This is a genomic window from Paenibacillus sp. G34 (genome assembly GCF_056856875.1).
Genome location: NZ_CM166469.1, coordinates 203,929 through 227,956, shown reverse-complemented (window position 1 = coordinate 227,956; position 24,028 = coordinate 203,929). Strand labels below are relative to the sequence as shown.

The 24,028-nt window shown below is 43.4% G+C and carries 18 protein-coding genes; all 18 read right to left on the bottom strand.

Annotation, left to right across the window (positions count from 1 at the left end):
• Positions 1-8: 8 nt before the first annotated feature.
• The 18 genes from AC1VYS_RS01075 to lanM all read right to left on the bottom strand — a co-directional run bounded on the left by AC1VYS_RS01075 (position 9) and on the right by lanM (position 24,007).
• On the bottom strand, positions 9-2,795 hold the full coding sequence (locus tag AC1VYS_RS01075; RefSeq protein WP_482912657.1) for an AAA domain-containing protein: 2,787 nt from the start codon (positions 2,793-2,795) through the stop codon (positions 9-11).
• 184 nt (positions 2,796-2,979) lie between these two features.
• Positions 2,980-3,597, bottom strand: a complete 618-nt coding sequence (locus AC1VYS_RS01070; protein WP_482912656.1) for a polysaccharide deacetylase family protein — start codon at positions 3,595-3,597, stop codon at positions 2,980-2,982.
• 159 nt (positions 3,598-3,756) lie between these two features.
• On the bottom strand, positions 3,757-4,638 hold the full coding sequence (locus AC1VYS_RS01065) for a carbohydrate ABC transporter permease (RefSeq protein WP_222592195.1): 882 nt from the start codon (positions 4,636-4,638) through the stop codon (positions 3,757-3,759).
• Between the two features lie 15 nt (positions 4,639-4,653).
• Positions 4,654-5,523 (bottom strand): carbohydrate ABC transporter permease, encoded by an 870-nt coding sequence (locus tag AC1VYS_RS01060; RefSeq protein ID WP_154891546.1) that lies wholly within the window; start codon positions 5,521-5,523, stop codon positions 4,654-4,656.
• Between the two features lie 370 nt (positions 5,524-5,893).
• On the bottom strand, positions 5,894-7,210 hold the full coding sequence (locus AC1VYS_RS01055) for an extracellular solute-binding protein (RefSeq protein ID WP_482912655.1): 1,317 nt from the start codon (positions 7,208-7,210) through the stop codon (positions 5,894-5,896).
• 137 nt (positions 7,211-7,347) lie between these two features.
• Positions 7,348-9,063 (bottom strand): response regulator transcription factor, encoded by a 1,716-nt coding sequence (locus AC1VYS_RS01050; RefSeq protein WP_482912654.1) that lies wholly within the window; start codon positions 9,061-9,063, stop codon positions 7,348-7,350.
• Positions 9,060-11,060 carry a cache domain-containing sensor histidine kinase gene (locus tag AC1VYS_RS01045; RefSeq protein WP_482912653.1) on the bottom strand — a complete coding sequence of 667 codons (2,001 nt, stop codon included), beginning with the start codon at positions 11,058-11,060 and terminating at the stop codon, positions 9,060-9,062. The genes AC1VYS_RS01050 and AC1VYS_RS01045 overlap by 4 nt, the downstream gene beginning before the upstream one ends.
• Before the next feature lie 219 nt (positions 11,061-11,279).
• Positions 11,280-11,642 (bottom strand): hypothetical protein, encoded by a 363-nt coding sequence (locus tag AC1VYS_RS01040; RefSeq protein ID WP_482912652.1) that lies wholly within the window; start codon positions 11,640-11,642, stop codon positions 11,280-11,282.
• A gap of 38 nt (positions 11,643-11,680) precedes the next feature.
• Positions 11,681-11,827, bottom strand: a complete 147-nt coding sequence (locus AC1VYS_RS01035) for a hypothetical protein (RefSeq protein WP_482934456.1) — start codon at positions 11,825-11,827, stop codon at positions 11,681-11,683.
• 121 nt (positions 11,828-11,948) lie between these two features.
• A complete protein-coding gene (locus AC1VYS_RS01030) occupies positions 11,949-12,398 on the bottom strand; it encodes a hypothetical protein (RefSeq protein ID WP_482934455.1) in 450 nt (149 codons plus the stop codon).
• A 247-nt stretch (positions 12,399-12,645) separates the two neighbouring features.
• A complete protein-coding gene (locus AC1VYS_RS01025; RefSeq protein ID WP_482912649.1) occupies positions 12,646-13,593 on the bottom strand; it encodes an ABC transporter permease in 948 nt (315 codons plus the stop codon).
• Entirely contained in the window at positions 13,593-14,528 is a 936-nt protein-coding gene (locus AC1VYS_RS01020; RefSeq protein ID WP_482934454.1) for an ABC transporter ATP-binding protein, read from the bottom strand. Before AC1VYS_RS01020 ends, AC1VYS_RS01025 begins: the two co-directional genes overlap by 1 nt.
• 10 nt (positions 14,529-14,538) lie before the next feature.
• Entirely contained in the window at positions 14,539-14,724 is a 186-nt protein-coding gene (locus AC1VYS_RS01015; protein ID WP_482912647.1) for a hypothetical protein, read from the bottom strand.
• Between the two features lie 109 nt (positions 14,725-14,833).
• Complete coding sequence (locus tag AC1VYS_RS01010; RefSeq protein WP_441929201.1) at positions 14,834-15,031, bottom strand: helix-turn-helix transcriptional regulator; 198 nt, start codon at positions 15,029-15,031, stop codon at positions 14,834-14,836.
• Between the two features lie 111 nt (positions 15,032-15,142).
• Complete coding sequence (locus tag AC1VYS_RS01005; RefSeq protein WP_482912646.1) at positions 15,143-18,397, bottom strand: type 2 lanthipeptide synthetase LanM family protein; 3,255 nt, start codon at positions 18,395-18,397, stop codon at positions 15,143-15,145.
• Positions 18,398-18,466: 69 nt separating this feature from the next.
• Positions 18,467-18,703 (bottom strand): plantaricin C family lantibiotic, encoded by a 237-nt coding sequence (locus AC1VYS_RS01000; RefSeq protein WP_482912645.1) that lies wholly within the window; start codon positions 18,701-18,703, stop codon positions 18,467-18,469.
• Positions 18,660-20,864: a peptidase domain-containing ABC transporter gene (locus tag AC1VYS_RS00995; protein ID WP_482912644.1), complete on the bottom strand. Its 2,205-nt coding sequence runs from the start codon at positions 20,862-20,864 to the stop codon at positions 18,660-18,662. The genes AC1VYS_RS01000 and AC1VYS_RS00995 overlap by 44 nt, the downstream gene beginning before the upstream one ends.
• On the bottom strand, positions 20,861-24,007 hold the full coding sequence (lanM, locus tag AC1VYS_RS00990) for a type 2 lanthipeptide synthetase LanM (protein ID WP_482912643.1): 3,147 nt from the start codon (positions 24,005-24,007) through the stop codon (positions 20,861-20,863). Before lanM ends, AC1VYS_RS00995 begins: the two co-directional genes overlap by 4 nt.
• Between the last annotated feature and the right edge of the window lie 21 nt (positions 24,008-24,028).

Here is a 24,028-nt window from a genome sequence, read left to right as displayed (position 1 = left end):
GAAATAACTTAATTGGAATCCATAAGACTATTCAATGAATTTATGATTCTCTCTTCTTCTCCACTTTCATTTGTCTTAAACCTTTCGAGAGTATACCCGAATTTTTCGAAGATCGATTCTTTTATCTCGTCCCTTCTTCTCTGCTCTGGTTTATTCTCATGGAATTTAAATCCATCAACTTCAATGGCCATTGCAAATGATTTGTCCAGTTTGTGATAAATCACGAAATCAACGGAAGAACGATTTTTAATAAACTTTCGCTCCTCTTCGCTTAAACGATCAAGATCAGTGAAAAGATTCATTAGATATACCTCACTTGATAAGGAGAACCCTTTAAACTCGGGCCTCTCCATTATTTGAGAAAGCAGTGCTTCCATCAAGTTTTCACTTTTGTGTCTCGATCTGTTAAACCCGCTAGCATGATTTCTAAAATCTCTTAGCTTATCTGAATATTCCCGATATAATAGATCAAAAATGGATACTATTTCACTATCCACAACATTGTCATCCAGCGTACTATATTCCATATAACGCATAAGATCTCCCACTTCGTTACCGTATTTACGAAATGCGGAGTGATCAGTCACAAGAATAAATTGATGTTGAGCACGTGATACAGCAACATTAATCAAACTAGGATTATTAACAAAATTCATCCCCATGTTGCCCATCTTTGTCCGATCGAGAACCGTTGACATAATCATGATCTTCTTTTCTCTACCTTGATACTTGTGAATGGTGTCACTTTCAATATCCACTGTAAAATGCTCCATTGCCTTTTCCAACTGTTTGCGATAAGGTGTGGCAAAACCAATATCTGAATGAAAATCGCCATCTTCCAATTTACCCTGAAGGATTTTCCGCTCAATAACTTCAATTTCCCTTGAATTAAATCTTCCCTTTTTTCCATGTGTCAATTTCCTCATATGATTACCTGGCGCTGTTCGATAGATTAAAAGTGGGGAATCCGACATATTAGGGTCAGTATACGTAATCAATTCACCATCGTAGTATTTTCTATTACAAAATTCAATAATTGCAGGATGACAACGATAATGTTCTCGGAGCATGACATTCGGAATCCTATTTTCATATAAAGCCAGTAAAGATGATAATACATTATGATCAAAATAATCATATGCCTTATCCATATCAGGATATGGGTCTTTTTTGAGCTTCTCTTTAATTTTAAAATCAACGATATGTGGCAACTGCTTTGTATCTCCTACAATGATGGCATGCTTACAACAGGACAAAGCAAGCGCTCCGGATAACAAATCCACTTGAGATGACTCATCTATAATACAATAATCAAAGACATAGTTAGGTGGTACACAGTTTCTCAATGAATGTGTTGTACTGAGTACAACAGGATAGCTCTCAATAAACTTCCTAAACATATCCAAACGGGTATACGATTTCTCGTCACATTGGACATCAGCACGATTATGATATTTCTTATGTAACTTAAGTCTAAAGAGATTCTCGGAGCAATGCTGATATTCATCCAGCAGTTTCTGATAATGGTGTAATTCCAGTTCTTCCTCGAGCTTTTGAATTTGGCTTGAAAGCTCTGCTATTCTTAGAACATAGAATTGCCTTTGATAATTTAAAATGACCTCAATCCCTTGTTTTCTCAATCTCTTAAAATCTGTAAAACCATGCTTGAAAAATAACTTAAATGGATAAAACAACTTATAGCCTTTCTTAATCTCCGCTGCCAAAAAACTGTCCTTCATAAACTCCAAAATTTTATTGGGTGTTTGTTTGTAAAATGAAAGTTTCTCCATAAGAGAGACATCTTGTCGAGCAAAAAAAATTTCAAAATGCTCCTGTTCAAGTAGATACGCTGCAAGTTTCTGCTTACACTGTGCTTTTTCTCTATCGCGTTCCATCAATCGCTGTATCTGCTCATCAAGCTCTTTAATCCTATCTATACAAGCGACCTCCGAGATATCCGTCTCCCAATCGTTCATGTCCAACTTCGGCAAATTCGCAAAAAATTTCCTTTTATTCTCATGATTCCCCAGACTAGCTACAAAAAAATGATACCCTTTACGTTCCAGCTTCTCCTGCACATTTAGGACAGCTGCATTATTACCCGATACCACTGCCACTTTTTTGTCTTGCATTATTGCCAAATTGGCGATGATATTTAAAATCGTTTGTGTCTTTCCTGTACCCGGTGGACCCTCAATAATGCTAATGTTGCTTGTTAAAGCATGATCAAGAGCCGTCTTCTGACTTAGATTAAAGTTGAATGGAAAAATAGGATTATTCGTAAATCTGTTCTCCTGTTTGATCGGATTTTTTTGGAGAATCTGTCCTAATACACTATTCGGATCAACATAATTCATTTTTGTAAATTCTTTGGACAGGAATGATTCTTTATCCTTGTTCGTCTCCTGTCCCTCTTCTTCATCTTTATTTTTTACATGTGTCGATATTTCACGCCAGTAGTCTAAAATAACCTTGGCTTTAGGTTCACTTAAAACATTTTTCTCCAACCGAATTCGATCTTTGTCATAGGTACGCATACTTCCATTTTCAAATACCACTCGAATTTTAATACCAAAATCTAAGACTTGTTTAACATTATTGAATGGGATATTGTTGTGATAAATCACAGAATCATTTCCCATTTCCGCTATATATGGATCTTGTAAAATGAGTACGTCTTGAAGGTTATATGTATAAACTGTATCTGAACTTTTAAATGTAACTCTTACTACAGAAGAACCTACTTCGAAATCTGCAACCTGCTCTGTCTCTTCTTTACCTTTAATGATAATCATGATTTTTTCCAGATTCATAATATCCTCACTACATTCTAAATTGTTCTAAAGTTATATCTAAAATTTCTACAAATCAACCTCACATTCCTTTTTCAAACTACTATCTAACAAAAAGACCCTCTCATTCTATAGAATGATGGGTCTGCTCTATTTTATGACACTTCATTTTACAGCCTACATTATGTTACTCGGCCATTCTCAACAACTCACTTACTGTAACCATGCGATATCCCTCCGCCGTTAGTTCTTCCACCAGCACACGCACAGCCTCAACAGTCTGGGAACGATCGCCGTATCCGTCATGGAAGATCAATACACTGCCGGGTTTTACCACGGAACGAGTATGCTCCAAAATATGTTCAACCCCGGGATTGTCCCAATCCTGTGCACCGCCGTTCACCGCACCGATCGTCCGGTAACCACGCTCCGCAGCCAGAGCCAGAATGTCCTCGTTCACGCCAAAATAAGGCGGGCGGAAGCTGCGGGCAGCATTGCCCGTGACTTCTTGAACAAGGCGTTCTGCTTGCCGCAATTCTTCCCCGGCCTCTTCCAGCGTAAGTTCGGTCAGGTTCGGATGGGTGTATGTATGATTGGCAATCTCATGCCCTTCACGATGCACCTCTGCCGCAATATCCGGATACGCCTCCATCTCCTTGCCAATCATAAAAAATGTCGCATGCCCGCCTGCGCGGCGGAAGATTTCCAGCACTTGATGGGTGTATACCGGATGTGGGCCATCATCAAACGTAAAGGCCACAACCTTTTCCTGTACAGATACCTGCTCAACTAACTGCTTCATCATGTAACCACATTCCCCTCTCTGACTGCTCGGATGAACTCCCCCTTATTATTCCACGGCTGTAAGCTAGGGTCTAGTGTAGTCGTCACATTTTATGAAGTCGTTCTCTGAATACCATTGAGTCCTATGTCTCTTTCCCGCGAAGCAAACTCTCCACACGTGTCAGCCTTTAATCGCACCAGCAATCATACTCTTCTGCACCTGCTTGTTCAGGAGCAGATAGATCACAACCGTTGGTACGGTTGTAATCATCAGACCCGCGCCAATGATGCCCCACTGCGTAATGTACGTTCCAACCATGGACATCATGCCCACCGTCAGCGTTTGATACGCCGTATTGTTAATAAACGTGACCGCAAACATCAGCTCATTCCAGCACGACAAAAATGTAAATATCGCTACCGTAGAGATCGCCGGAGTTACGAGTGGCAAAATAATGGAGAAAAACGTGCGGTAAATCCCGCATCCGTCTATAACGGCGGACTCCTCCATCTCTCTCGGAATACCTTTGAAAAAGCTGCCCAGGATGAAGACCGCCATTGGAATGCCGAAGGCTACATAGGGAATGATCAAGGCCCAGTAGCTGTTGAGCAGACTCAGGTTTTTCAAAATAATAAATAACGGCAGCAGCGCCGCATGAATCGGCACCATCATGCCGAGCAGAATCAACGTCATCGTCAGCCCGCTGAGCTTCCAGTTCATTCTTGTAATCGCGTACCCCGTCATCGAGGACAGGATCAGCACCAGAATAATGGAAACCGCCGTGACCAGCACGCTATTCATAAAATAGTTCAGGACATGCCCATCAGAGAGTGCTTTGGTATAGTTGCTCCATAGAAAAGCCTTGGGCAGTCCTGCCACGTCACCGCTGAAAATTTCACTGTTGTCCTTCAGGGAAAACAGTGCCAGCCAAATCAGCGGATAGATCTGAATGACGGCGATCAGGATCAGAAACGCCTGCAATAACACTTTGCCGATAGCTCCGGTGAGGGAGCGCCGAGGCTGGGGCTTTTTTTGCAACATGATATTGTTAACCGTACTCATACGTCTTCCCTCCCTCTACTCTGTCTTAAACAACGAATTAATTAGGATGGTGCACACCAGACATTCTACGATGATAAAGACAGAAATGGCACTGCCGTATCCGTACCGGAACGTGTCAAAAATGGTAGCGTACATCAGCGTGCTCGGCACCTCTGTACTGTAAAAAGGTCCGCCGCCCGTCAGTACATAGATCAGGTCAAACACCTTGAATGCCCCGATGACCGAAAATACAAGACACACCTTCAGAATCGGTTTCATCAGCGGAATCATAATGGACCACGCCACACGCATCCGGGAAGCACCGTCGATTCGTGCCGCCTCCAGTACATCTTGGGAAACGGATTTTGCCCCGGCATACATTAGCAACATATGATATCCCATGTACTGCCAGAGCGTTGGAATGAAGGAAGCCGTCAGAGCCGTTTCCTTCTGACCCAGCCAATCCTGCGCCCAGCTGGATAGACCGATGTTCTGTAGCATCACGTTAAGCAGACCGTAATCGGCATTGTAAATTTTTGACCATAACTGGGCAATAACGACCGTGGAGATTAGTACGGGAATGAAATACACCGTTCGGTAAAAGCCCTCACCTTTTATGTTAGAGGCCAGAATCAGCGCCAGCACCAGTGAGATTGGCAACTGAATGAATACAGAGGCACCTGCAAATAACAGGGAGTTTTTGATCGAGTTAATCACTCGGGTATCCTTGAACATCTCCACATAGTTGTCCAGGCCGATAAACGCGCCTTTCCCAACACCATTCCAATCGAGCAGACTGTAATAGCTGGAGACAAAGATCGGAATCAGCACAATGCCGCAGAATAGAATCAGTGTAGGTAATACAAAAACGGCAATCGTACCTTTATTGGAAAATACAGAGTTCATGACTCTTCTCCTCTCAAAGGCGTGACCGGAAACTCCCGGATCACGCCTCGTTTGGGCATTATTTTGATGGTTATATAAGTTGAACCAATGATTTTACACAATCCACTACGATGACAGAATAACCTTACAATCGCTGTTATCCCCAGATTTTTCGAATCCCTTTTCTAAAGGGGAAAATCCGGTGATAAAGGCGAACGCTTCGCTTTTCCAGGTTTTTTCTGTCCTCTCCGTTCAAGTGTAAAGGAATATTTCAATTTATATAGAAGGTGGCAGAGAGAGCTAGTTTACAAGTGTATATGCTTTCAATCTTCGTAGAAACTTCGAAAGAGTGCGCATGCAGCATAAGCCTATACTTGCTTGCCTGTCTAGCCTACAGACTTAGCTCCGTTGGTTTCAGCTGCGCCATCTGTTTGCAGAACTCCTCTGGTGTCACGTCACCAGCCAGCAGCTGGGCGATCAGATTTTTGTGCGCTTCAGCAGACTCGGCAGGCAGGATGTTATCCCACCAAGCGATGAAGGAAGTTGCCGTTTTCATAATATCTGCCGCAGACAGATCGAGAGAAGACAAGCTGGACGTGTCAAGTGAATCGGTTTTCCAGCTTGGTAGTCCCGCTCCAGCCAGGAAACCTTGTGTGCCGAGTTGCTCGCTCAGATACATGAGGAATTCCGTAGCTTCCTTCGGATGCTTGGTCGTCTGGCTGATGTAGAAACCGTCGACGGCTCCGCCGAAGATTTCAGTGCTGGTGCCTTTGCCATCCTCAAATACCGGGAATGGAATTACCTTTACTTTGCCTTTAACTGCCGAGGCAGACGGGTCTTCAATACCTGCATTGACCCAGTTCGCTTGGAACATCATCGCACCTTTGCCCGCATTAAACGCCCCAAGCATCTCGTCATAACTCATACTGAACATACTGCTGTTGAATGCTCCGGCCTGTGCCAGTTGCTGCATCTTGGTCGCCGCCGCGACAAAGTCCGGTGAATCCCATTTGGACGGATCTTTGAATGCTTCGATCACCGCCGCATTGCCCGCTTGGCGCATCGCAATCATGTCATACCAGTACATGCCCGGCCAGCGGTCTTTCTCCCCAATGACAGCCGGAGTAATTCCTGCCGCTTTCAATTTGGCCACCGCATCCAGCAGCTCGTTATATGTAGTCGGAATTTTGGCACCCGCCTGCTCGAACAATTCGGTATTCACGTAAAGGTTGGCGATGTGTGTGTACACAGGTAGCGTATAGATTTTGCCATCCATATTGATCGCTTCTGCCATCCCGGGACCCATACGTTCCTTGATATCGTCAGTCAGGTAACTTGTGATCTCCAGCACGTTACCGGATTTGATATATGGCTGCATGAAGCTGCCTCCACCCATTCCGTAGAACAGGTCTGGTGATTCGCCAGCTGCGATGGATGTTTTTACTTTGGTTTTGTACTGCTCTCCTGTTGTTCCTGTACGTTCAACCTGGATGTCGGGATGTTCGCTGTTCCATTTCTCCACAATCTCAGGCAGCAATTTAGCTGACGGATCAGTAGTACCCACCGATTGATCCCATAGCGTAAGCTTGATCTTGCCGTTGCTCTCTCCCTTCGCTCCCCCGGATGAATCGGACGAACATGCCGCCAGACTACCCGCAAGACCCAGAGCCAGAAACAGACTTAAAGATTTCTTTAATAGCGCTTTCATCATATGACCTCCCTGATTTTTTTGTTTGTTATATCCATATTCTAGTAACGATGCGCGCTGTTCTCCATTTAGAAAACAAGCATCGACTTGTAATATTCGAACACATATGAAAGCGTGACCATTTTTGAGTTGAAGGGCTAATTCCTGACGTTCCGATATTCGTTCATGGATCGGCCAAACTGTTTTTTGAATAATACGCTGAAATAATGTGGGTCCGGGATGCCTACCTGTTCTCCGATCTCATACCCCTTCAAATCGGTCTGCTTCAGCAGTGATTCGGCCTTTTTCATGCGAAGCTGCGTTAAATATTCAACAAACGTCTGCCCGGTTTCTTTTTTCATTAAACGTCCCAAGTGGCCTGGACTAACATAAAAAGCCGCTGCTGTACTCGACAGCCCTACCTCCGCATTGCCCATCTGCTCTTCGAGGTACGCCTTGACCTGATCGATCAGATTCCCTTCCTTCGCTTGACGCTTTTGCTGAATGGCACCTGCTATGGTTCGGACATGCTGTTCCAGCATGATTTTCAGCTCTGGTAAATGCTCTGTCATCAGCATCATAGCGACGGTTTCCTTGTTAAACACCTGCTCACCCTCAAGCTGCTGTTCCATTGCAGCACGCTGGCATTCAGTGATGACATCCATAGCTGCCATGCGAAACTGTGACACGTTGGAGAAAGGAACGGACAGGATCTGTTCAAGCCGCGATGCAGCCTCTTCCCCCGCACCTACACTAACGCAGAATTGCAACTGCTGAAGTAGCTCTGTATCGGAACGATAAGGCTGACTGGTGTGCTGACCGTCAATCGCAAGATCCTCGAAGTAGATCACCTGATTTTTCCCCGTAAACGCCTGATACTCCAGAGCACGACAAGCTTCCCGATACGACGCACTGACTTCCCCCCACCCACAATGCATCTGTCCAATTCCGACAGTAATATACACTTCAACACCTTCGGTGGTAAGTAACTGCTGTAGTTTTTTCTGAATCTGCTCCGCTTGAGCAGCCAGATTGGCATCCTGAGCCGTAGCGAGAACAACAATTCGGTTACGCGTATCTATCACAATGATTTTGTGCAAATCCTCCTTATAAAAGTCCTGAACATGCTTCAACCCCTTCATCCGAAGTAGGATATGTGTTTCTTCTGTAAGATGTGGATACATCATTGGATGAGCAAGAAGGGAGAGATCACTTTGAAGCTCAGAGATTTGGAGTTCCGCTGCCTGTATATTGGATTGTTGTCCACGCTGCTGTGACTCTTGCGGTGCAAATGCTTCTATCTCCATCACGGCTACTTGAAAACTCAGACTGCCCGGTGGCATAGAAATCCCGAAGAAACCCACCTGCTCCCGCAGCTCCTCCTCATGCAACACACCCTGCAACCACTGATTCACAAAACGTTCCTTAAGATACGGTAAACTACGCTTCATCTCTTCCCGCAACTTAATTAGCTCATGCTCCCGCCCTCTCTCCTGCTCTATAGCTGCTCGTAACTTGCCAGTGACCTGTATTAACTCAGACGCTCGAATCGGTTTCAAAATAAAATCGGATATGCCCAGCTTCACGCTCTGACGTGCATATTCAAATTCATCATGTCCTGTCACCACTACGATTTTGATACTTGGATAACGTTCCAAAATCAGACTACTTAACTCAATGCCGTCCATTTTGGGCATATAAATATCCGTGAATACGATGTCCGGATGCAGCAAATCAACTTGCTCTAATGCCTCCTCAGCATCGGAGGCTTCACCAACAATCCGCATACCTTGTTCCTGCCAATCCATGCGCATACGAAGTAAATTTCGAATGAGATATTCGTCGTCCACGATTAATACTTTTAGCGGTTTCATGTTGCAGCTTCTCCCTTCGGGATTGAAATGGCTATGGTGGTTCCTTTTCCAAGCAGACTCTCCAGTTGCAGTACATCTTCTCGATCATAAAAAATACGCAGCCGCTCCATCGTCCCCCACAGGCCAAAGCTTGCATTCACACTGGATGCAGACTGCGACTGTCTTGGCGCAGGCCGGATGAATTTTTGCTTTTCTGTGTGCTTAATCTGCTGCAATTGTTCCTCGGACATCCCCACTCCATCATCCGTAAGTGTTAGTATGACTGCATCGGTCGTTTGTCTGGCTTGGATACCGATGATGCCTCGGCCATCTTTGGCGCGAATGCCATGATATAGTGAATTTTCCACGAGTGGCTGGAGTACAAGTTTTGGAATCATTACCTGCTCGCAGTCTGAATCGATATCATATTTCACCTCAAACACACCCGGATAACGCACCTGCTGGATAGTTAGATAGTGCTGCACAATCTCAACCTCTTCGCGAAGTGTGATGACCTCATTGCCTTTGCTCACACTCAGCCGATAGTAACTTCCAAGCGCCTCCAGCATCTCGCACACTTTGTCATTCATACCGGACATCGCCAGAGAATTGATCGAGTCGAGTGTGTTGTACAAAAAATGTGGTTTGATCTGTGCCTGAAGGGTATTCAGTTCAGCTCGGCGAATCATCTGCTGCTCCTGAATAATGCGCCTCAGCATCTGCTCGATCTGCTCAATCATCTGGTTGTACCCGCTGTAGAGCTGTTCGAATTCGTAACTATTCAGCTCCACTTTGACTTTTCGAAAATTGCCACTTGGTGCTTTCTGCATAGAACGGAGCAATTTATGAATCGGCTTGATCACGCTGCGAGAAATGATGAAAGAACTGATGAAAAAGACCGATCCATTTACCGCCAGCAGTATGAAAGCAAGCAGAACCAAGGATTTATTGCGGGTATCTGTTGCACGGTAAGGACTCATACTGATGTACTTCCATTGATCGTCACCAGCCGAGCTGTAGGTCACTGCATAATCCTGTCCACCCGAATGTAGCGTCAAAACGCCGGAGGGCTGATCCTGAAATGCTTTTCGTAATTGAGTCTGATTAGCCTCCAGAATTTCGTGCATACCTGCCTGCTTCTGAGCCGCGGGCGTAGATGCTTCAGATAAATCAGAACCTTCTGACTTTGGAGATACTAGAGTTGCTGTAAGTGCTGTAGATTTTGCAGATGCCGTAGAAGCCGTATGGGTTGGGATAGTAGTTGTAGCATTCGTTGCGGTATTTGTAGCAGCGTTGGTGGCGATGATTCGCTGATGCTCGTCCAGAATGGCCACTTGAAATGAATCGGATGCCGGTAGGTTGGCATAGGCCTGAGCAATGGACTTCTCTTTGATGTTCATAACAAGAAAACCCAGTGGAGAGGTATCATCCAGGTCTCGCATTAATCGAATAAAAGAGACCACTTTGTCCTTGTCCTTTTCGGAACTCTCTCCGGTGGTTCGGAGGTCACTACTTTGTTGACTATTATTTTCGCCGCCATTCAGCCTGAGCAGGTATCGTCCTTTGTAATTCAAAGCCTGCTCGTACCACGGTGCATCCTCCACATTCACTTCGAGAAAAGCAGGCCACTCCTGCGTTCCCACCGAGAAGCGATGCCCTGAGTTGTCGTAAATGTAAACCGAATCAATCACTGGAACCGCTTGCATAAGATTAGTCAAATACGAGCTAACCTTGGATTGCGTCTGTAAATTGGAATACACATTGCCCTGACGAAGCAGATTTTGCAGGTTGGGATCGGAAAATATCATTTTAGAATAATTGTTCACATTCTCAATCATGAGATTCACATTTGTCTGGATCGACGTAATCGTCTGCAGGGACGCTTCGTTGATCTTCTGCTGCGCGTCGTTTTCTGAAATACGGCTAAGCACGAGTACACTGAACGCCACCGTTAGCAGAATAATGACAAAGTACGCAAAAGGAATTTTAAAGGCGAGTGTCTTCGGCTTGCGCCTCATAAACTCTTTCAAATGAAACTTTAGGTAGAACTTCCTTTTCAACATCAGACCCTCCTGATTAACTGGATTTCCGGGGCGTTTACACTCTCGCGGATTTGATACAATTGTATGCCTGGATCCGGAAGGGGCTCAATACCTTTTATTGCTTGCTAGTCGCGCAAAAAAAACGACCTCCACGGTTAGCTGTGAAGATCGCTCATATAGAATAAGTAATTGAGATTATAGTGAGAACTCAGTGATACCCTTTTTGGAAGCAAACTTCAGCGTGTAGCTTCCTTCTGAACCGTAAGGCATGGTTGCAATTTGGATACGGGTATAATCTAACCGACCCTCTCGCAGTACTTTTTTGACCAATGCTATGCCCCGCTCTTCATCCGCCACTACACAGAAGATGTTCATCACATATTTCTTCGGATCGGTCACGCTGTTCCCTATGTCACATCCATCGACTTCACCCAGTTCATGCTGGGTTAGGGCGGACTCCAGGTATTCGGTCACCTTCTCCTTCAACCACTGATCGCGTTTGCTGCCCGTGGCACTCTTTAGCGGATATTGCACGACAAGCCAGTGTTTTTCACTCATTTGGATTCACCATCTTTATCTAATATTTTTGTTCTTCTTCACTTAAACTGATCTGGATACACCGCTAGCTTCAACTGCTCATCTAAAGGAACGATATCACTAATGGGTTTAAAGCTTAAACGAATAATCCGTTCATTTTCTTGAGCGGTATACGGATTAAATGCAATATTAATACACCCCGTCAATTCATTGTCTAATCGAAGACATAACGTTGGTTCCGTTTTTGAGAAATTCATTGAATTCAACTCGACTGTACGGATGTTCTTGTTGTTATTATCTATATAATGTATCTCTGCATGTTTTAAATCAATAGTCGGAAACGGATGAACTGGTTATCCCGGTGAACTTCCCATTCACTTCACTTTCGCCCCCACTCCATTGAAGTGTATAGTCTCCTCCACGTAGTCCCATTTCGTATCCTTGTTCAAAATTTCTCCAAGTCAAAGCTCCCTTTCCTGGTATTGCTCTAGAAAAATATACTTTTCCGGTATAGCTATGTGTCAGACTAATGGAGACGGCTTGGCTACTGTAGTTTTCCATAGTAAGTTCAATATGGCCGAACCCCTTATCTATAGTAAAGTGCTTCTGCACAACTGCTCCTCCAGTTACGTTCTCCCCATTAAGGCCTCGAGTATGATTAATCGATGGACTTGTCGCCTCATCTGCAACAACAGGACGAGTAGCAGGATAACTAGATACCCCAGTTTCAAGGTTTTCATCTTTCGTTTTTTGGATAACCATCCCTATAATTGCCACAGCAATACATAGAGCGGCGAAAAGAATGCTCCTCTTCTTCATAAAATATATTCCTCTCATTTTCTTTATTTATAACATGTAATCTTACCACACCTAATTTCAGAGTAATCTTCCCTTAACATCTGGCTCATGCATTCCAGCTTCCTTCCTATTTTCTGTTAATTTAGGACAGGCGTCAAATAGCCCCCACCTAGCAGTCAGATGGGAGCAAATATATGATGAGGAAAGATTAGCGTCTTTTATTTATTCAAGACAAAGGAACATCTCTTTTGTGGACACTCCTCATTACAAAAGCCGCAAAGACAAGTAGATAAATGAACAAAACGGTTATTGAAAACTGCACACTCATTCCATCGGCAAATGCACTGCCTTCGAAATACACATTCAAATCCGTATTGGCAAATAGTAAGTATTTGGCCGCACTGAATCTGGCAGCTAATAGCCGGGTTACCAACTCTCCCGAGTAATACAGGAACAGTGAGATGGCCGTGACAACAGCTACACTTCTTATTATACAGGCTAACGTAAATGCACCTGTGCAGAACACACCGATCCCTAAAGCTGTGAAAAAGTAATAGCGGAGAGTAGCGAAGGCTACGTTTTGAACAACCACCTCGTCTCCCAACACCACTAAGGTTTCCGCAGGTCCAGAATTTCCGAACAGGATAAGCCCGGTTATAAACGAAACGATAATTAAAAAGCCGACGGTTAACACCAGCAAGAAGCAAATAATCAACCATTTCGCTAACATAACAGACACACGCGACACTGGCTTTAAGAACAGAAATTTGATGGTGCCCTGCTGGTATTCAGAAGCTACTATATAAGCAGACATCGTAATCAGATACAATCCAGAAATCGTCAGCAACAGTTTGTTATTGGAGAGGAACTTCCATGCGTTTTGGCTGTTGTCCGGTGGAATTTGATGCTCAAGCTGATATTGATACAGTAAGATTTTGTCTCGATTGACTTCATACATTAATGTCCCCGGATTCAATTCAGGCTGCTTTTCCTGCAAGCGGGTCAACTCACTCTGCAAAGCTGGCTGCCACAACTCCGGTGTCGGATCAGCAGGTTGTTGAAATGCTTGAAATACCCCATGCGCAATCGTCAACACGAAAAGTCCTGCAAGCACCAGATATATAACTTTCTGTCGCCGAATCTTCAACCATTCACCCTGCAACAATGCCAACATCAGCTTCCACCCCATTCATCATCACGGGTCAATTCCAGATATGCCTCTTCTAAATCAAATGACTTTTCCTTTATAGACTGCACTCCCACCTGGCTAAGCAACATAAGCAGTGAAGAATAGTGGCTGCGATCCATCTTAAACATGATCTTATCTTGATGATACAACTTTGGCTCAAAGATGTAGCTCTGTTGTTGTAGCAAGGCATATGCTTTATCAAGCTCTTTAGCTTCAATAACAAAAACAACACTATCGCTATTGCTATCGGCAGAACGGGAATTTTTACTGCCAAGCAAAGTTAACTCACCATCTTGCAACAAGCCAAATTGGTCACAAATCGGTTCAATTTCTTTAAGATGATGACTCGAAATTAGAACCGAAATTTGGAAATTGGTCGTAATTCTCTGCACGATTTCCCGAAATTCAATCATCGCTCCCGGGTCCAGCCCATTGGTGGGTTCGTCCAAGATAAGTAACGATGGCCGATGCAGTAAGCACTGAGCTATCGCAAGTCGCTTTTTCATCCCCATCGAATAGTGTCCAACTTTTTTGTGAATGAAGTTCTTCATTTTCAATAAAGAAAGCACCTCATCCAGACGTTCGGTTGTAACCTTACCGTACAGACGACTTCCGTATAACAGATGTTCCATCCCGGTCAGGTACTTATAGAACTGAGGTTCTTCAATCAATGCACCAACATGTCTAAGCACCTGTTTCCGGCTTGAACCCACAGGGATTCCTTCGATATAAATGGAGCCGGAGGTCGGTTTAATCAATCCACAGATCATTCCGAGGGTTGTTGTTTTTCCTGCACCGTTTTCCCCGATTAAACCGAATACCGCGCCACGCTCAATGTTAAAGGAAACCGAGCGAATAATAGGATCGTTGCCCATTTTTTTGGTCATCTGATTAACAGCAAGAACTGGTTGCACACTCACCTCGTATCACCTACATCCTTTGATTTAGAATTATGGCCGTTAGTGTAAAGGCGAGATGTGCTGCAAGCAGATCGACCAGAATTGCCTCTGTAAAGTATTCGTTTACAACTTCAAAATTCAGTAATTTGGAAAAGATAAATGTTGCAAGCAGCATAGCCATCAGAACATAGTAAGCATACTTGAAAGAATGCATCATAATTAAGTTGTAGCGTTCATCTTTTTCCCGAGGAAAAACAAACAAAAAATATAAGCTGGACAAAAAGAAGATAAACAAAGCAGCTGGTAGCAAATAAGTCATAAACAAATCACTCATCCCCTTTCGGCTGTTGAGGGAGATATTGAAATACGTCCTCAATTCCCACCTCGAAAACCTCTGCAATACGAAATGCTAAAACTAAGGAAGGATTGTAGCGATTTGCTTCAAGTGAGAGGATAGTCTGTCTACTGACACCGACTAGATCGGCTAGATGCTTCTGTGACCATCTTCTTTCGGCACGCTGCATATAGATGTTGTTCGATAATAATTCTGTCAAGTCACTCCCTCCTTTACAACAATTGTAAATTATACCTCACCTAAAGTCAAGAATATATTACATTAGGTAAGAAATAATTTACTACCTGTTGCGCACTGCGTTAGCCGGCCAAGAGAAGTTTCCACTGGAAGTAACCACTCCTTTCGGCCCTTTTAGTTCTAAAGTCAGCAGGGAGGGAACGTGTTGAGGATCTGCTATTCTTAACAGTCCATATCCAATACTGGCCAAACCATTCATCACGCCTATAGCGTTAATGTCCGCATGAATGACATCAGAATAGCGGAACAATTCATCCAATATTAAACATTGCTTTGTTCGAATCAATGATTGTTGCTGCGGGTCTAAACTTTGTGCAGCCTGCAATAACACATCGAGATTGCCCAGGTTTCCATGACATAATGAAAAATTGCTTCCTAAAGATACATCAAGAGTCGTCGCCAAGGCAGCTTGACAGTCACGTTCCAGTAACCCATGATCAACCTGATTGCGGATCGCTTCTATTCTTGAAAGCAAAATACCGGGCGCACCATGACACCACGCAATGGAATGGTGATTCAAATGTTCGCTGAACCAATTTTTAACCGATTCATCATAAAAGCGGTTTTCATAATCAAGCGCATCCCGCACAATCTTATGGATCGCTGCTTGTTGTCCAGACCAAGGCATAAAACGACATAACGCAAAAATGATGCCCGCGTTTCCATGAGAAAAACCGATATACGGACTTTCTGGCGAGTTACCTGGCTTCCATGCTACCCCGGTTTCCATTGGAGCAGCATGTTGAATCAGATGCTTGACTAGCTGTTCTCCAATGTCAATTAACCAGGCATCTTCTTGATTCTGTTCAAGCATGCTTGCTATAACAGCCAAAGCCCCGGCACTTCCTCCAATCAAATCATACAATTGGTCTTGCGGAAGCAATCTGGGGATCTCCTTCAACAAACGGTTAGCACTTTGCTTCATTGCCGGATCATCTAACACACTGCTCAGTTGCGCAAAACCGTATGCCATACCGCCTAAACCCAAAAATGCCCCCAGATTGATCTGATCTGGATGGATTAATTCTTCTAAAATCATTTCAATCGGTCGAATGGTAGCAACACATGCATCTCGATAGACTTCTTCTCTCGTCAAGTTCCAAAGTTGAGCAAAGAACAAAGCAATACCCGGATTACCATCGTATATACCAGGTCCCGTCACGGAATATTGCCAAAAGTGCTTTCTTCCACCCTTGGTCACCATGCTGGTCCAGCAAAATTCTAAACCTTGCTCTCCTTCATATTGAATGGCCTCACGGATTAACATATCTCCAATAATCTTGGCCTTATCAAGCAAATTAATCGGTTCAGATTCAGGCACTTTCCAATCTTTCAACTGAACAATCTTAATATCTTCCTTAGCATAAACTGCTGATATTGTCGCTTTAATAATCTGTATCTGTTGGACTAAATCACTTTTAGAAAACTGGGATAACTTTTGCAAACTTCTCGTTAACCCATCCTCAACAAATACATCATGAATCATATGGCTGCGCGAATCCTGTATCCAATTGCCGCAAGGCGTTGCTGAAAAGTATGGAATGTCACCCTCTAACAAGTCTGCGATCTCAGCCCTAATTATTTGTTGATCCAAGTGATCCGCTGCGAGAGCAATTCGATTAAGCAAGAGCTCCCGATCCAACTGATTACGCATAAAATCAGGGTGATAGCTCAAATGAAGCAACTTGCCGTAAACCATTGTCGTTTTTAATATCTTTCGGATCTCATAATCCTTGAATGTTTCCAGTTGTCGTGCCGCTTCGTTCCTCTGAGCAAGAAATACGTTATAGCCTGATTGAAAACCGTCCGCCAGATCGTCCAGATAGTTCATAATCTCATTGTCTTCCCCGTTTGTATCATTTGCCGATAGAGGGGTATTATTCCCGGAAGTCAGCTTGCCGAATTGCTTAACCAAGCGGATCTCATCCGTATTCTGGCCTTCTATCGTTTGAATTTGGAAGGGGCTTTGTTGCTCTCCTATTCCGCCGATTCCACTTATATCGAATGTCTGCTCCCGATTGATGTTCGTTGGTACTATGCCAGTCGATAAAACCGAGTCCCGAATTAGGGTAAGCGCCCGATTAATAGCGCCACTCTCTGTATAATTATGATCTTGGCTGATCGTATGATGAAACAGCGATTCCAGATCAATTAATACAGGCTGATCCGAATTCGCAATAATATTTTCATAGTGAAAATCAGTAGCATTCATCGTATGTAGCACAGACAGCAGTTTACCTAGACGGTAATAAAACCGCTTGCGCTCCTCATTCGACACACAAGTTTGGTAAGGAATGAATTCCATCCAGCCGTACTTGTGTTTGTTCAACACGCCGACTGTCCGAAGTGGTCTCCCATCTTGCACCTGCTCATTCATCCATTGTAAAAACTGCTGAAATGTTTCATCAATTCCCATATGGCGAGGCTTATAAACTAACTTTGTACCACAACCAAATTCAAGGATAACTACCGTCTTTCCTTGTTTATGGGCATCACCACTACCCAACATAAATTGAACAATTTCATTTTCTTTCAGACCAAATTGTTGCTGTAATTCGTATCGATCCTGCTCCAGATGAGCGATGATTTCACGAACAAATTGTTTGAGATTCCGAGTTTTTTCTGCGATAAGTCTAAACATGACCGGATACTCTTCCACCAAGCCCTGGAGATAGTTGTTATCTTCGAGGAAATCGGTGACATAGGCTAAATATCGTTGCTCGGGGCTTTCCCCTTCCAGCTTGTCTTCCATCCGTAAGTAATTAATTTCTAACATAAGCGTCTTGTGTGTTACGGCATACAACAGATCCAGGTAATACTGAATAATATTATGCTTCGCTAGCCGGGATATCGTCGTCTTCGTAGTTACACTTAAGTCTCTAAACAAATCAAAATATAACTCGCGAACAAAAATATCATAAAAGCGATGAAATGGAAAAGCTGATAAGTTCGTTCCTTCCATATCCCGCTTATAATCTGCTTCATCATCTTGTTGTAATAACCGATTATCTAAAATGTTTGTCATGTATTCAAGCCAGCTTGATGCTGTAGATTCGAGGGAAGTCATGTTACTAAAACTGGATGAATCTGCAGAAAAGTGACGACGTAGAAAGGAAATATCGATTTGATAGTGGCGCTCGATATGCGATTGGAAAGACTGCTCGTTTTCAAAATCCAACAGTTGTTGCCAATATGGGATAACCAAAGACAGATCAGCATCAGACTCACTCGGTCCACATAATTTACGTTCATGAATATAAAGCGCATTGTATGCGATCGTTGAATTGAAGATGGACATGGAATCACCCCCAAAAATGATAATAGAGAGACGAGGTAAAAACCTTCGGTCTCTCTATTCTTTGCTAAATCAGTTACAAGACTTCTGACATTCAACTGTCAATGTACACACATGCCCTGGATTACCAATGAAATAACTCGCAGCGGCACATGCTAAGCTTGTAATAATGACTTCTACCCATTGCGGTTGTGCTGCACCGCCCGCTTTCAAGAGTTCATCCTCTTTCAATTCAACAAGCGGATTTTCAATGGGAAGTACGTTGTTATGAGTTCTGGAATACGGGTTTTTCAACGCTTGATATGACATTTTTCTCACCTCCTTTCATATCCATGAAGCGATAGGCTTCGACCAGATCTTGATAATAGGTGCTCGTCTGAATTAACTCATCATGCCTTCCCTTCTCTACGATGCTTCCATCTGACATCACAAAGATTTGATCAGCATCCATAATCGTTGATAGTCGATGAGCAATCACAATTCGTGTACATTGTAACTGCGACAGAAATTCATCAATCCTCTTCTCATTAATGCTATCTAACGCATTGGTCGCTTCATCAAATACAATAACTTTGGGTAAATGAACGAGTGCTCTCGCAATGGCCAATCGCTGTCTTTGCCCGCCAGACATATTTTGAGCATTCTCTGATAATAGGGTTTCGTATTTCATCGGCATGCTCATAATTTCTTCATGAATTTGCGCCACTTTGGCAGCCTGAACGATATCATCCATCGTGACTTGCTCATTATTGCCCTTAATATTGTCAACAATCGATTGATTGAACATAAATGGTTGCTGGTTGACGATTCCCATCTGTTGGCGAATATACGGTTTATCGAGCTCTTCCAACCGATGCGGACCGTAGTAGATTTCGCCCTCGCTCGGTCGATACAAACCTACTAGTAAATTCGCCAATGTACTTTTTCCAGATCCAGAAGCTCCGATAATTGCAATTTTCTGACCTGCTTGAATTTTAAAGTCTAAATCTTTTAATGTGGGTTCAGCATACGAAGTATAGGCAAAGGATACCCGTTCAAAAACGATTTCACCTGTTAGCTCTGTCTGAAGCAACTCAACGTCATCGGGAACCTCAGCCGGGGTATCCACCACATCTCGAATTCTTCGTAAATACACTTTTAGCTGATAAAATGTTTCCAGGGATAGAATTAGTGAGTTCGCAGTGCTTATGAAGTAGACCGCAATCGTTTGAAAAGCGATCAGTTCACCTAAGGACAAGCCCCCCGCCGCTACATGGCCCGCACCAATCCAGATGATGAATAAAGGCATGTACATGGTCAAGCCCCCGGAAAATGCGCTTAAAACACCATACAGTCGTTCACGAGTGACAAATGCTTTAACAAACTGGTCATAGTACGACTTCCATCGCTGCGATACCGTCTCTTCCGCGCCAGTAATTTTGATGTTCAAAATTCCGGATACCGATTCGTTCTGATAGGAGAACAGTTTGGTATCTTTAGATAGTTCATTACGACTTGCTTCATGTAGATGCGGTCTTAGCAGTTGAATCCCAAGATAGAGCAATCCTGCAAACAAGAATACATAGATCGATAATAGTGGCGATTTCACAAGCATGTAACTCACAATGACAATGAACAAAATCGCATCTAAAATACTTTTCATGACTTGGTTAGATAGGATTAACCGAATAGATCGCAAATTAGAGAAACGATACATCAGATCCCCTGTGCTGCGAATCTGAAAAAAGTTGTACGGAATAACAAGCAAGTGACGAAAATACTGCCAAGACATCGAACGATCTAAATATTTGAACACATGAATGGAAATTTCATTTTTAATTAGTGCAAAAGCAAAGTATAATCCCAAAGAAATGATCATCCCGAGCAAGTATACATTTATGTTCTTGCTATTATCCTGAATTGCGACATTATCAATCATCTGCTGCACAAAGATAGGAGAAATTAGCACAAACAATTGAAGCAGCAAATTAGTGAGCAGCATAAATGTGAGCAATTTCGGTTTTTTCCACAACATTTCCAAGTACGGCTTCCAGAGACTTTTCGGTTTTTGTTGTTGAAACATTGCACCCGGTTTACCATGCAAGACATAGTTGGAGAACGAAGCCGTAAATTGTTCCTTATTTAATTTCATTCGCCCTTGGGCAGGGTCTAGAATGTAGTAATATTTAGGGCTAATCCTCTCTAATACGACATAATGTTTTTGTTCCCAGAAACAGATTAATGGCTCTTCTAACTGGGTCAATAGATTTAAATCTTCGATTTTGTAGCATTTTGCCTCGAGCCCTAAATCTTCACCTAATCGTTTTAAATCATATAATGTATTTCCATCCCTACCGCTACCGATGCGATCGCGTAATTCAAATAAGGTTACATGTTTTCCGTAGTAGGCACAAAGCATTGCCATACATGCAATGCCGCATTCCGTTTGGCTCATCTGTTCAATGAACGGAATGTTCCGTTTCCGAATCAATGCGCCCCCTCCTCAGCAAGTACGGGATTCGAATGTTCTGCTATTGTGACGACTTTGGCTGGAAATTGTAGCTTTAACACGGATGGGAGTTCAGGATTAGCAAGCCGTAAGCACGCCCAGCCAATTCCCGAAACGCCTAGCATTAAACCCACTAAACCGCGATCCTTCATGCCATCCATTTGTGAGGAGATACTCGTCCGGTTTACCAAACGCCATATTGCATCATGTATCATCAATCTTGACGTTTGCCAACCAGGATTGTTAGTTAGGCTCAGCAGGATTTCCACAATTCCAAAAACACCGTGGCATAAAGATAATCTGGGATTGGTTGTTGCGTGTTCAAGTATAGCACCCAGCATCTTTACTCTCTCTGCCTCATCTATTGTCTCCTCTAACTCACTGCGACCTAGTAACACACCCGGTGCTCCATGGCACCAGTAATATGAGCCTAATGGATCCTCCACATGTCCCCTCAGATCCATCCAGTTGGCTTGCGCAGAGTCATAATTGCTTCGCTCGAATTGCAACAAGGTGTCCAGCACGTCTTCATCAGGAGAAAGCAAACCGTATGCCTCTATCTTTCGAAGAGCATATATCATCCCTGAGGAACCATGGGCGAAACCAACCAATTTTGCTTGATCCTGTTTTAAATGCTGACAGAGTCTCGCCGTATAAATACGCGCTGTCTCAAGAGCCTCGGGCTCTTCAAACCTTTCCCAAATATGCATACATAGCGTGATGATCCCCGCATATCCATCGAGAAAGTCTAGATTTGGTTGCAGTTCGTCCACCGATGGAGTCAACAGTGATGACTCAGGTTGTTGTTTTATCTTTGTTAACTGAAACTGGGCTGCATGGCGCGCTTCAGGAAAATCAAAGAGTGCATCCAAAAAAAATCCAGCATAGACGACAGAACCTCTACCATTAAAAACCGATGGTGACAATTCATCTTCTGCCACCCGTTCAAAAACAGAAATGACATATCGAAAACTCTCCATTGCGACACTTTTATAACTGGAATTTCCAGTTTGTGCATACATGAGGCCAAGAAACATAGAAATTCCCAATGTTCCACTGTAGAGAGAGAAATCCAATAGGGTCAAACGGAATCGATTATCGTGATTTCTGAGCCCCAACCAAGTCGATTTACCTTGCTCTGTCAATCGGTATTCAAGTAAATAATCCGCAATATCTATCGCCATGTCTGTCGGATTGAATTGGTTCGAAGTTAATTGAAGTCTATCCGTATAGTCCAAGGCTTCCATTTCAGGCAATTCCATATGTTCAACATGAGCGGAATGAATGGCATATTGCAATATACGCAATTGGTAAGCTACATCATCTTCACTAAACTGATCAAGCCTTTCTTCAATCCATGTTAAGCACGTTTTTTTGAATATATTTGGAATCTTCTTTTGATCACTCGTATATAAACATGTATCTGCTATCGGAAAGGTATAGTACGGTATATCATTATTGAGCAAATCATCGATTTCCGACGGTACAATCTGTTCGAACCGATGATCCACTTTCACGATATTCCATAGCATTTCAAGTAATTTCTCCCGATCTAACCCATTACGCAAATACTTCGGATGCTGTGATGCCGTTAAGAAGCGGCCGTATAGAAAGGTTGGACGTAACAAGGCCCTCCCTGTCAAATGACCAAATCTGTCCCGAATTTCCCTTTTCATTGTTTCTTTTTCATTCGCAATAATCCAATATACTTCCCTAAAACCTTCGCTTATCTCTGCCAAATAGTGAACTGGTTCAATAATTTGGCCATCCAGTTGCACGAGGTGCTGGAGCTGAGCGGTTGTAAAAGGTACTTCTACAAATTGAACTTCATCCGTAGCGTCTTGCTTAAGCACCCAGCCTTTCATATTTGTCGAGGTTTGGTCTGGCTTGCCACCGATCCCGCTCAGATCAAAATCAATTTGGGAACGGAATACTTGTCCGACAGGAATTAATCCAGAAAGAAAGACACTTCGGTAAAGCCCGGACATCGGGAAATCCAATTTCTCTTCATCATATATATTATTCGCGAGTAGCGTCTCATAATCGATAATATAAGGCATGTCGCCGCAAGCAACGATGTTTTCATAGTGCATGTCCGTAGATTGAAACGTATACAAAATTCCACAAAGCATACCCATTCGATAATAATACTGTCTCACTTCAGCTTCATTCTGGCATGGACGATGTTCTACAAACTCTTGCCAACCGTACTGCTGTTTAGATAAAGTAAGCGGGCCTTTTAACTCATAACGGAGTCCTTTATTCGCCAAAAAACGTAGCCATCCGGCGAAAGCAATATCTGTATCCAGTGAACGTGGTTTGTAAACCAACTTTTCACTAGAATCGAATTCCATAATAGCGACTGTTCTTCCGTTTTGATGTGCATCACCTGCACCGGTCTGTACTGACTTCAAGCAGATCTGTCTGCCATCAAAATACATCGTAGCAATCTCGTCATAATCGTTCAGAAAACGCTCAAGCATTTCAATCGTATTATTCGCCGCCCGAAGTGATATCTCTGTCAAAATTCTAGCCATCACAGGAAACTGCTCTAGCAGTTTTTGGATCTCGGTCATTCCCGAAGCTAGCCGTTTCACATAAGTGTCGAGCGTCAAACCCGCTTCCTGTTCCTTCGCCAAATGATACATATAGACACTCGTCCGGTCGGATACCATTCGCAAATCACGCAAGAAGCCGGACTGCAGAGAGATCAAGACAGGTTCCTGCAGGATTTCCCCTGTGTTGGAGAGAGAGAGCCAACGCCGTACTTGTTCAGAATATTCGTATAGAAATGGAATGACGACGACACCGATTCCCATATGTAAATGCTCAGTCAACCATGAGTCTGGTGTTTGGTTTAAGATCCGATCAAGATCACCCATCCACCCCGTTTGTAAGGTGGCGGGGATATCTTTGTTAGCGAGCAAGTGGTTGAATTCGTCAAGGTTCAAGCCTTTCAACTGTAACCTGGTTGCGAATTCCTGCTCGGTTGCTTTGGATTGTCCCATCCATGATAAAAGCGTGTCTGAACGATCTTTCAGACGGAGATGAGTATCTCCAGCCGGAATTCGCTCCGATACATATGAGCCCTTCATATATGGATGACCCGAATGAAAAGTAACCATCTGATATCCCCACCTTCCTTT

Coding starts and splice junctions, on each gene's coding strand:
- AC1VYS_RS01040 (WP_482912652.1), bottom strand. CDS start 11,642: ATGAGTGAAAAACACTGGCTTGTCGTGCAATATCCGCTAAAGAGTGCC.
- AC1VYS_RS01010 (WP_441929201.1), bottom strand. CDS start 15,031: ATGCAGCGTGCCGAAAGAAGATGGTCACAGAAGCATCTAGCCGATCTA.
- AC1VYS_RS01070 (WP_482912656.1), bottom strand. CDS start 3,597: ATGATGAAGCAGTTAGTTGAGCAGGTATCTGTACAGGAAAAGGTTGTG.
- lanM (WP_482912643.1), bottom strand. CDS start 24,007: ATGGTTACTTTTCATTCGGGTCATCCATATATGAAGGGCTCATATGTA.
- AC1VYS_RS01075 (WP_482912657.1), bottom strand. CDS start 2,795: ATGATTATCATTAAAGGTAAAGAAGAGACAGAGCAGGTTGCAGATTTC.
- AC1VYS_RS01045 (WP_482912653.1), bottom strand. CDS start 11,060: ATGAGGCGCAAGCCGAAGACACTCGCCTTTAAAATTCCTTTTGCGTAC.
- AC1VYS_RS01060 (WP_154891546.1), bottom strand. CDS start 5,523: ATGAACTCTGTATTTTCCAATAAAGGTACGATTGCCGTTTTTGTATTA.
- AC1VYS_RS01050 (WP_482912654.1), bottom strand. CDS start 9,063: ATGAAACCGCTAAAAGTATTAATCGTGGACGACGAATATCTCATTCGA.
- AC1VYS_RS01055 (WP_482912655.1), bottom strand. CDS start 7,210: ATGAAAGCGCTATTAAAGAAATCTTTAAGTCTGTTTCTGGCTCTGGGT.
- AC1VYS_RS01005 (WP_482912646.1), bottom strand. CDS start 18,397: ATGTCCATCTTCAATTCAACGATCGCATACAATGCGCTTTATATTCAT.
- AC1VYS_RS01065 (WP_222592195.1), bottom strand. CDS start 4,638: ATGAGTACGGTTAACAATATCATGTTGCAAAAAAAGCCCCAGCCTCGG.
- AC1VYS_RS01025 (WP_482912649.1), bottom strand. CDS start 13,593: ATGTTGGCATTGTTGCAGGGTGAATGGTTGAAGATTCGGCGACAGAAA.
- AC1VYS_RS01000 (WP_482912645.1), bottom strand. CDS start 18,703: ATGTCATATCAAGCGTTGAAAAACCCGTATTCCAGAACTCATAACAAC.
- AC1VYS_RS01015 (WP_482912647.1), bottom strand. CDS start 14,724: ATGATGCATTCTTTCAAGTATGCTTACTATGTTCTGATGGCTATGCTG.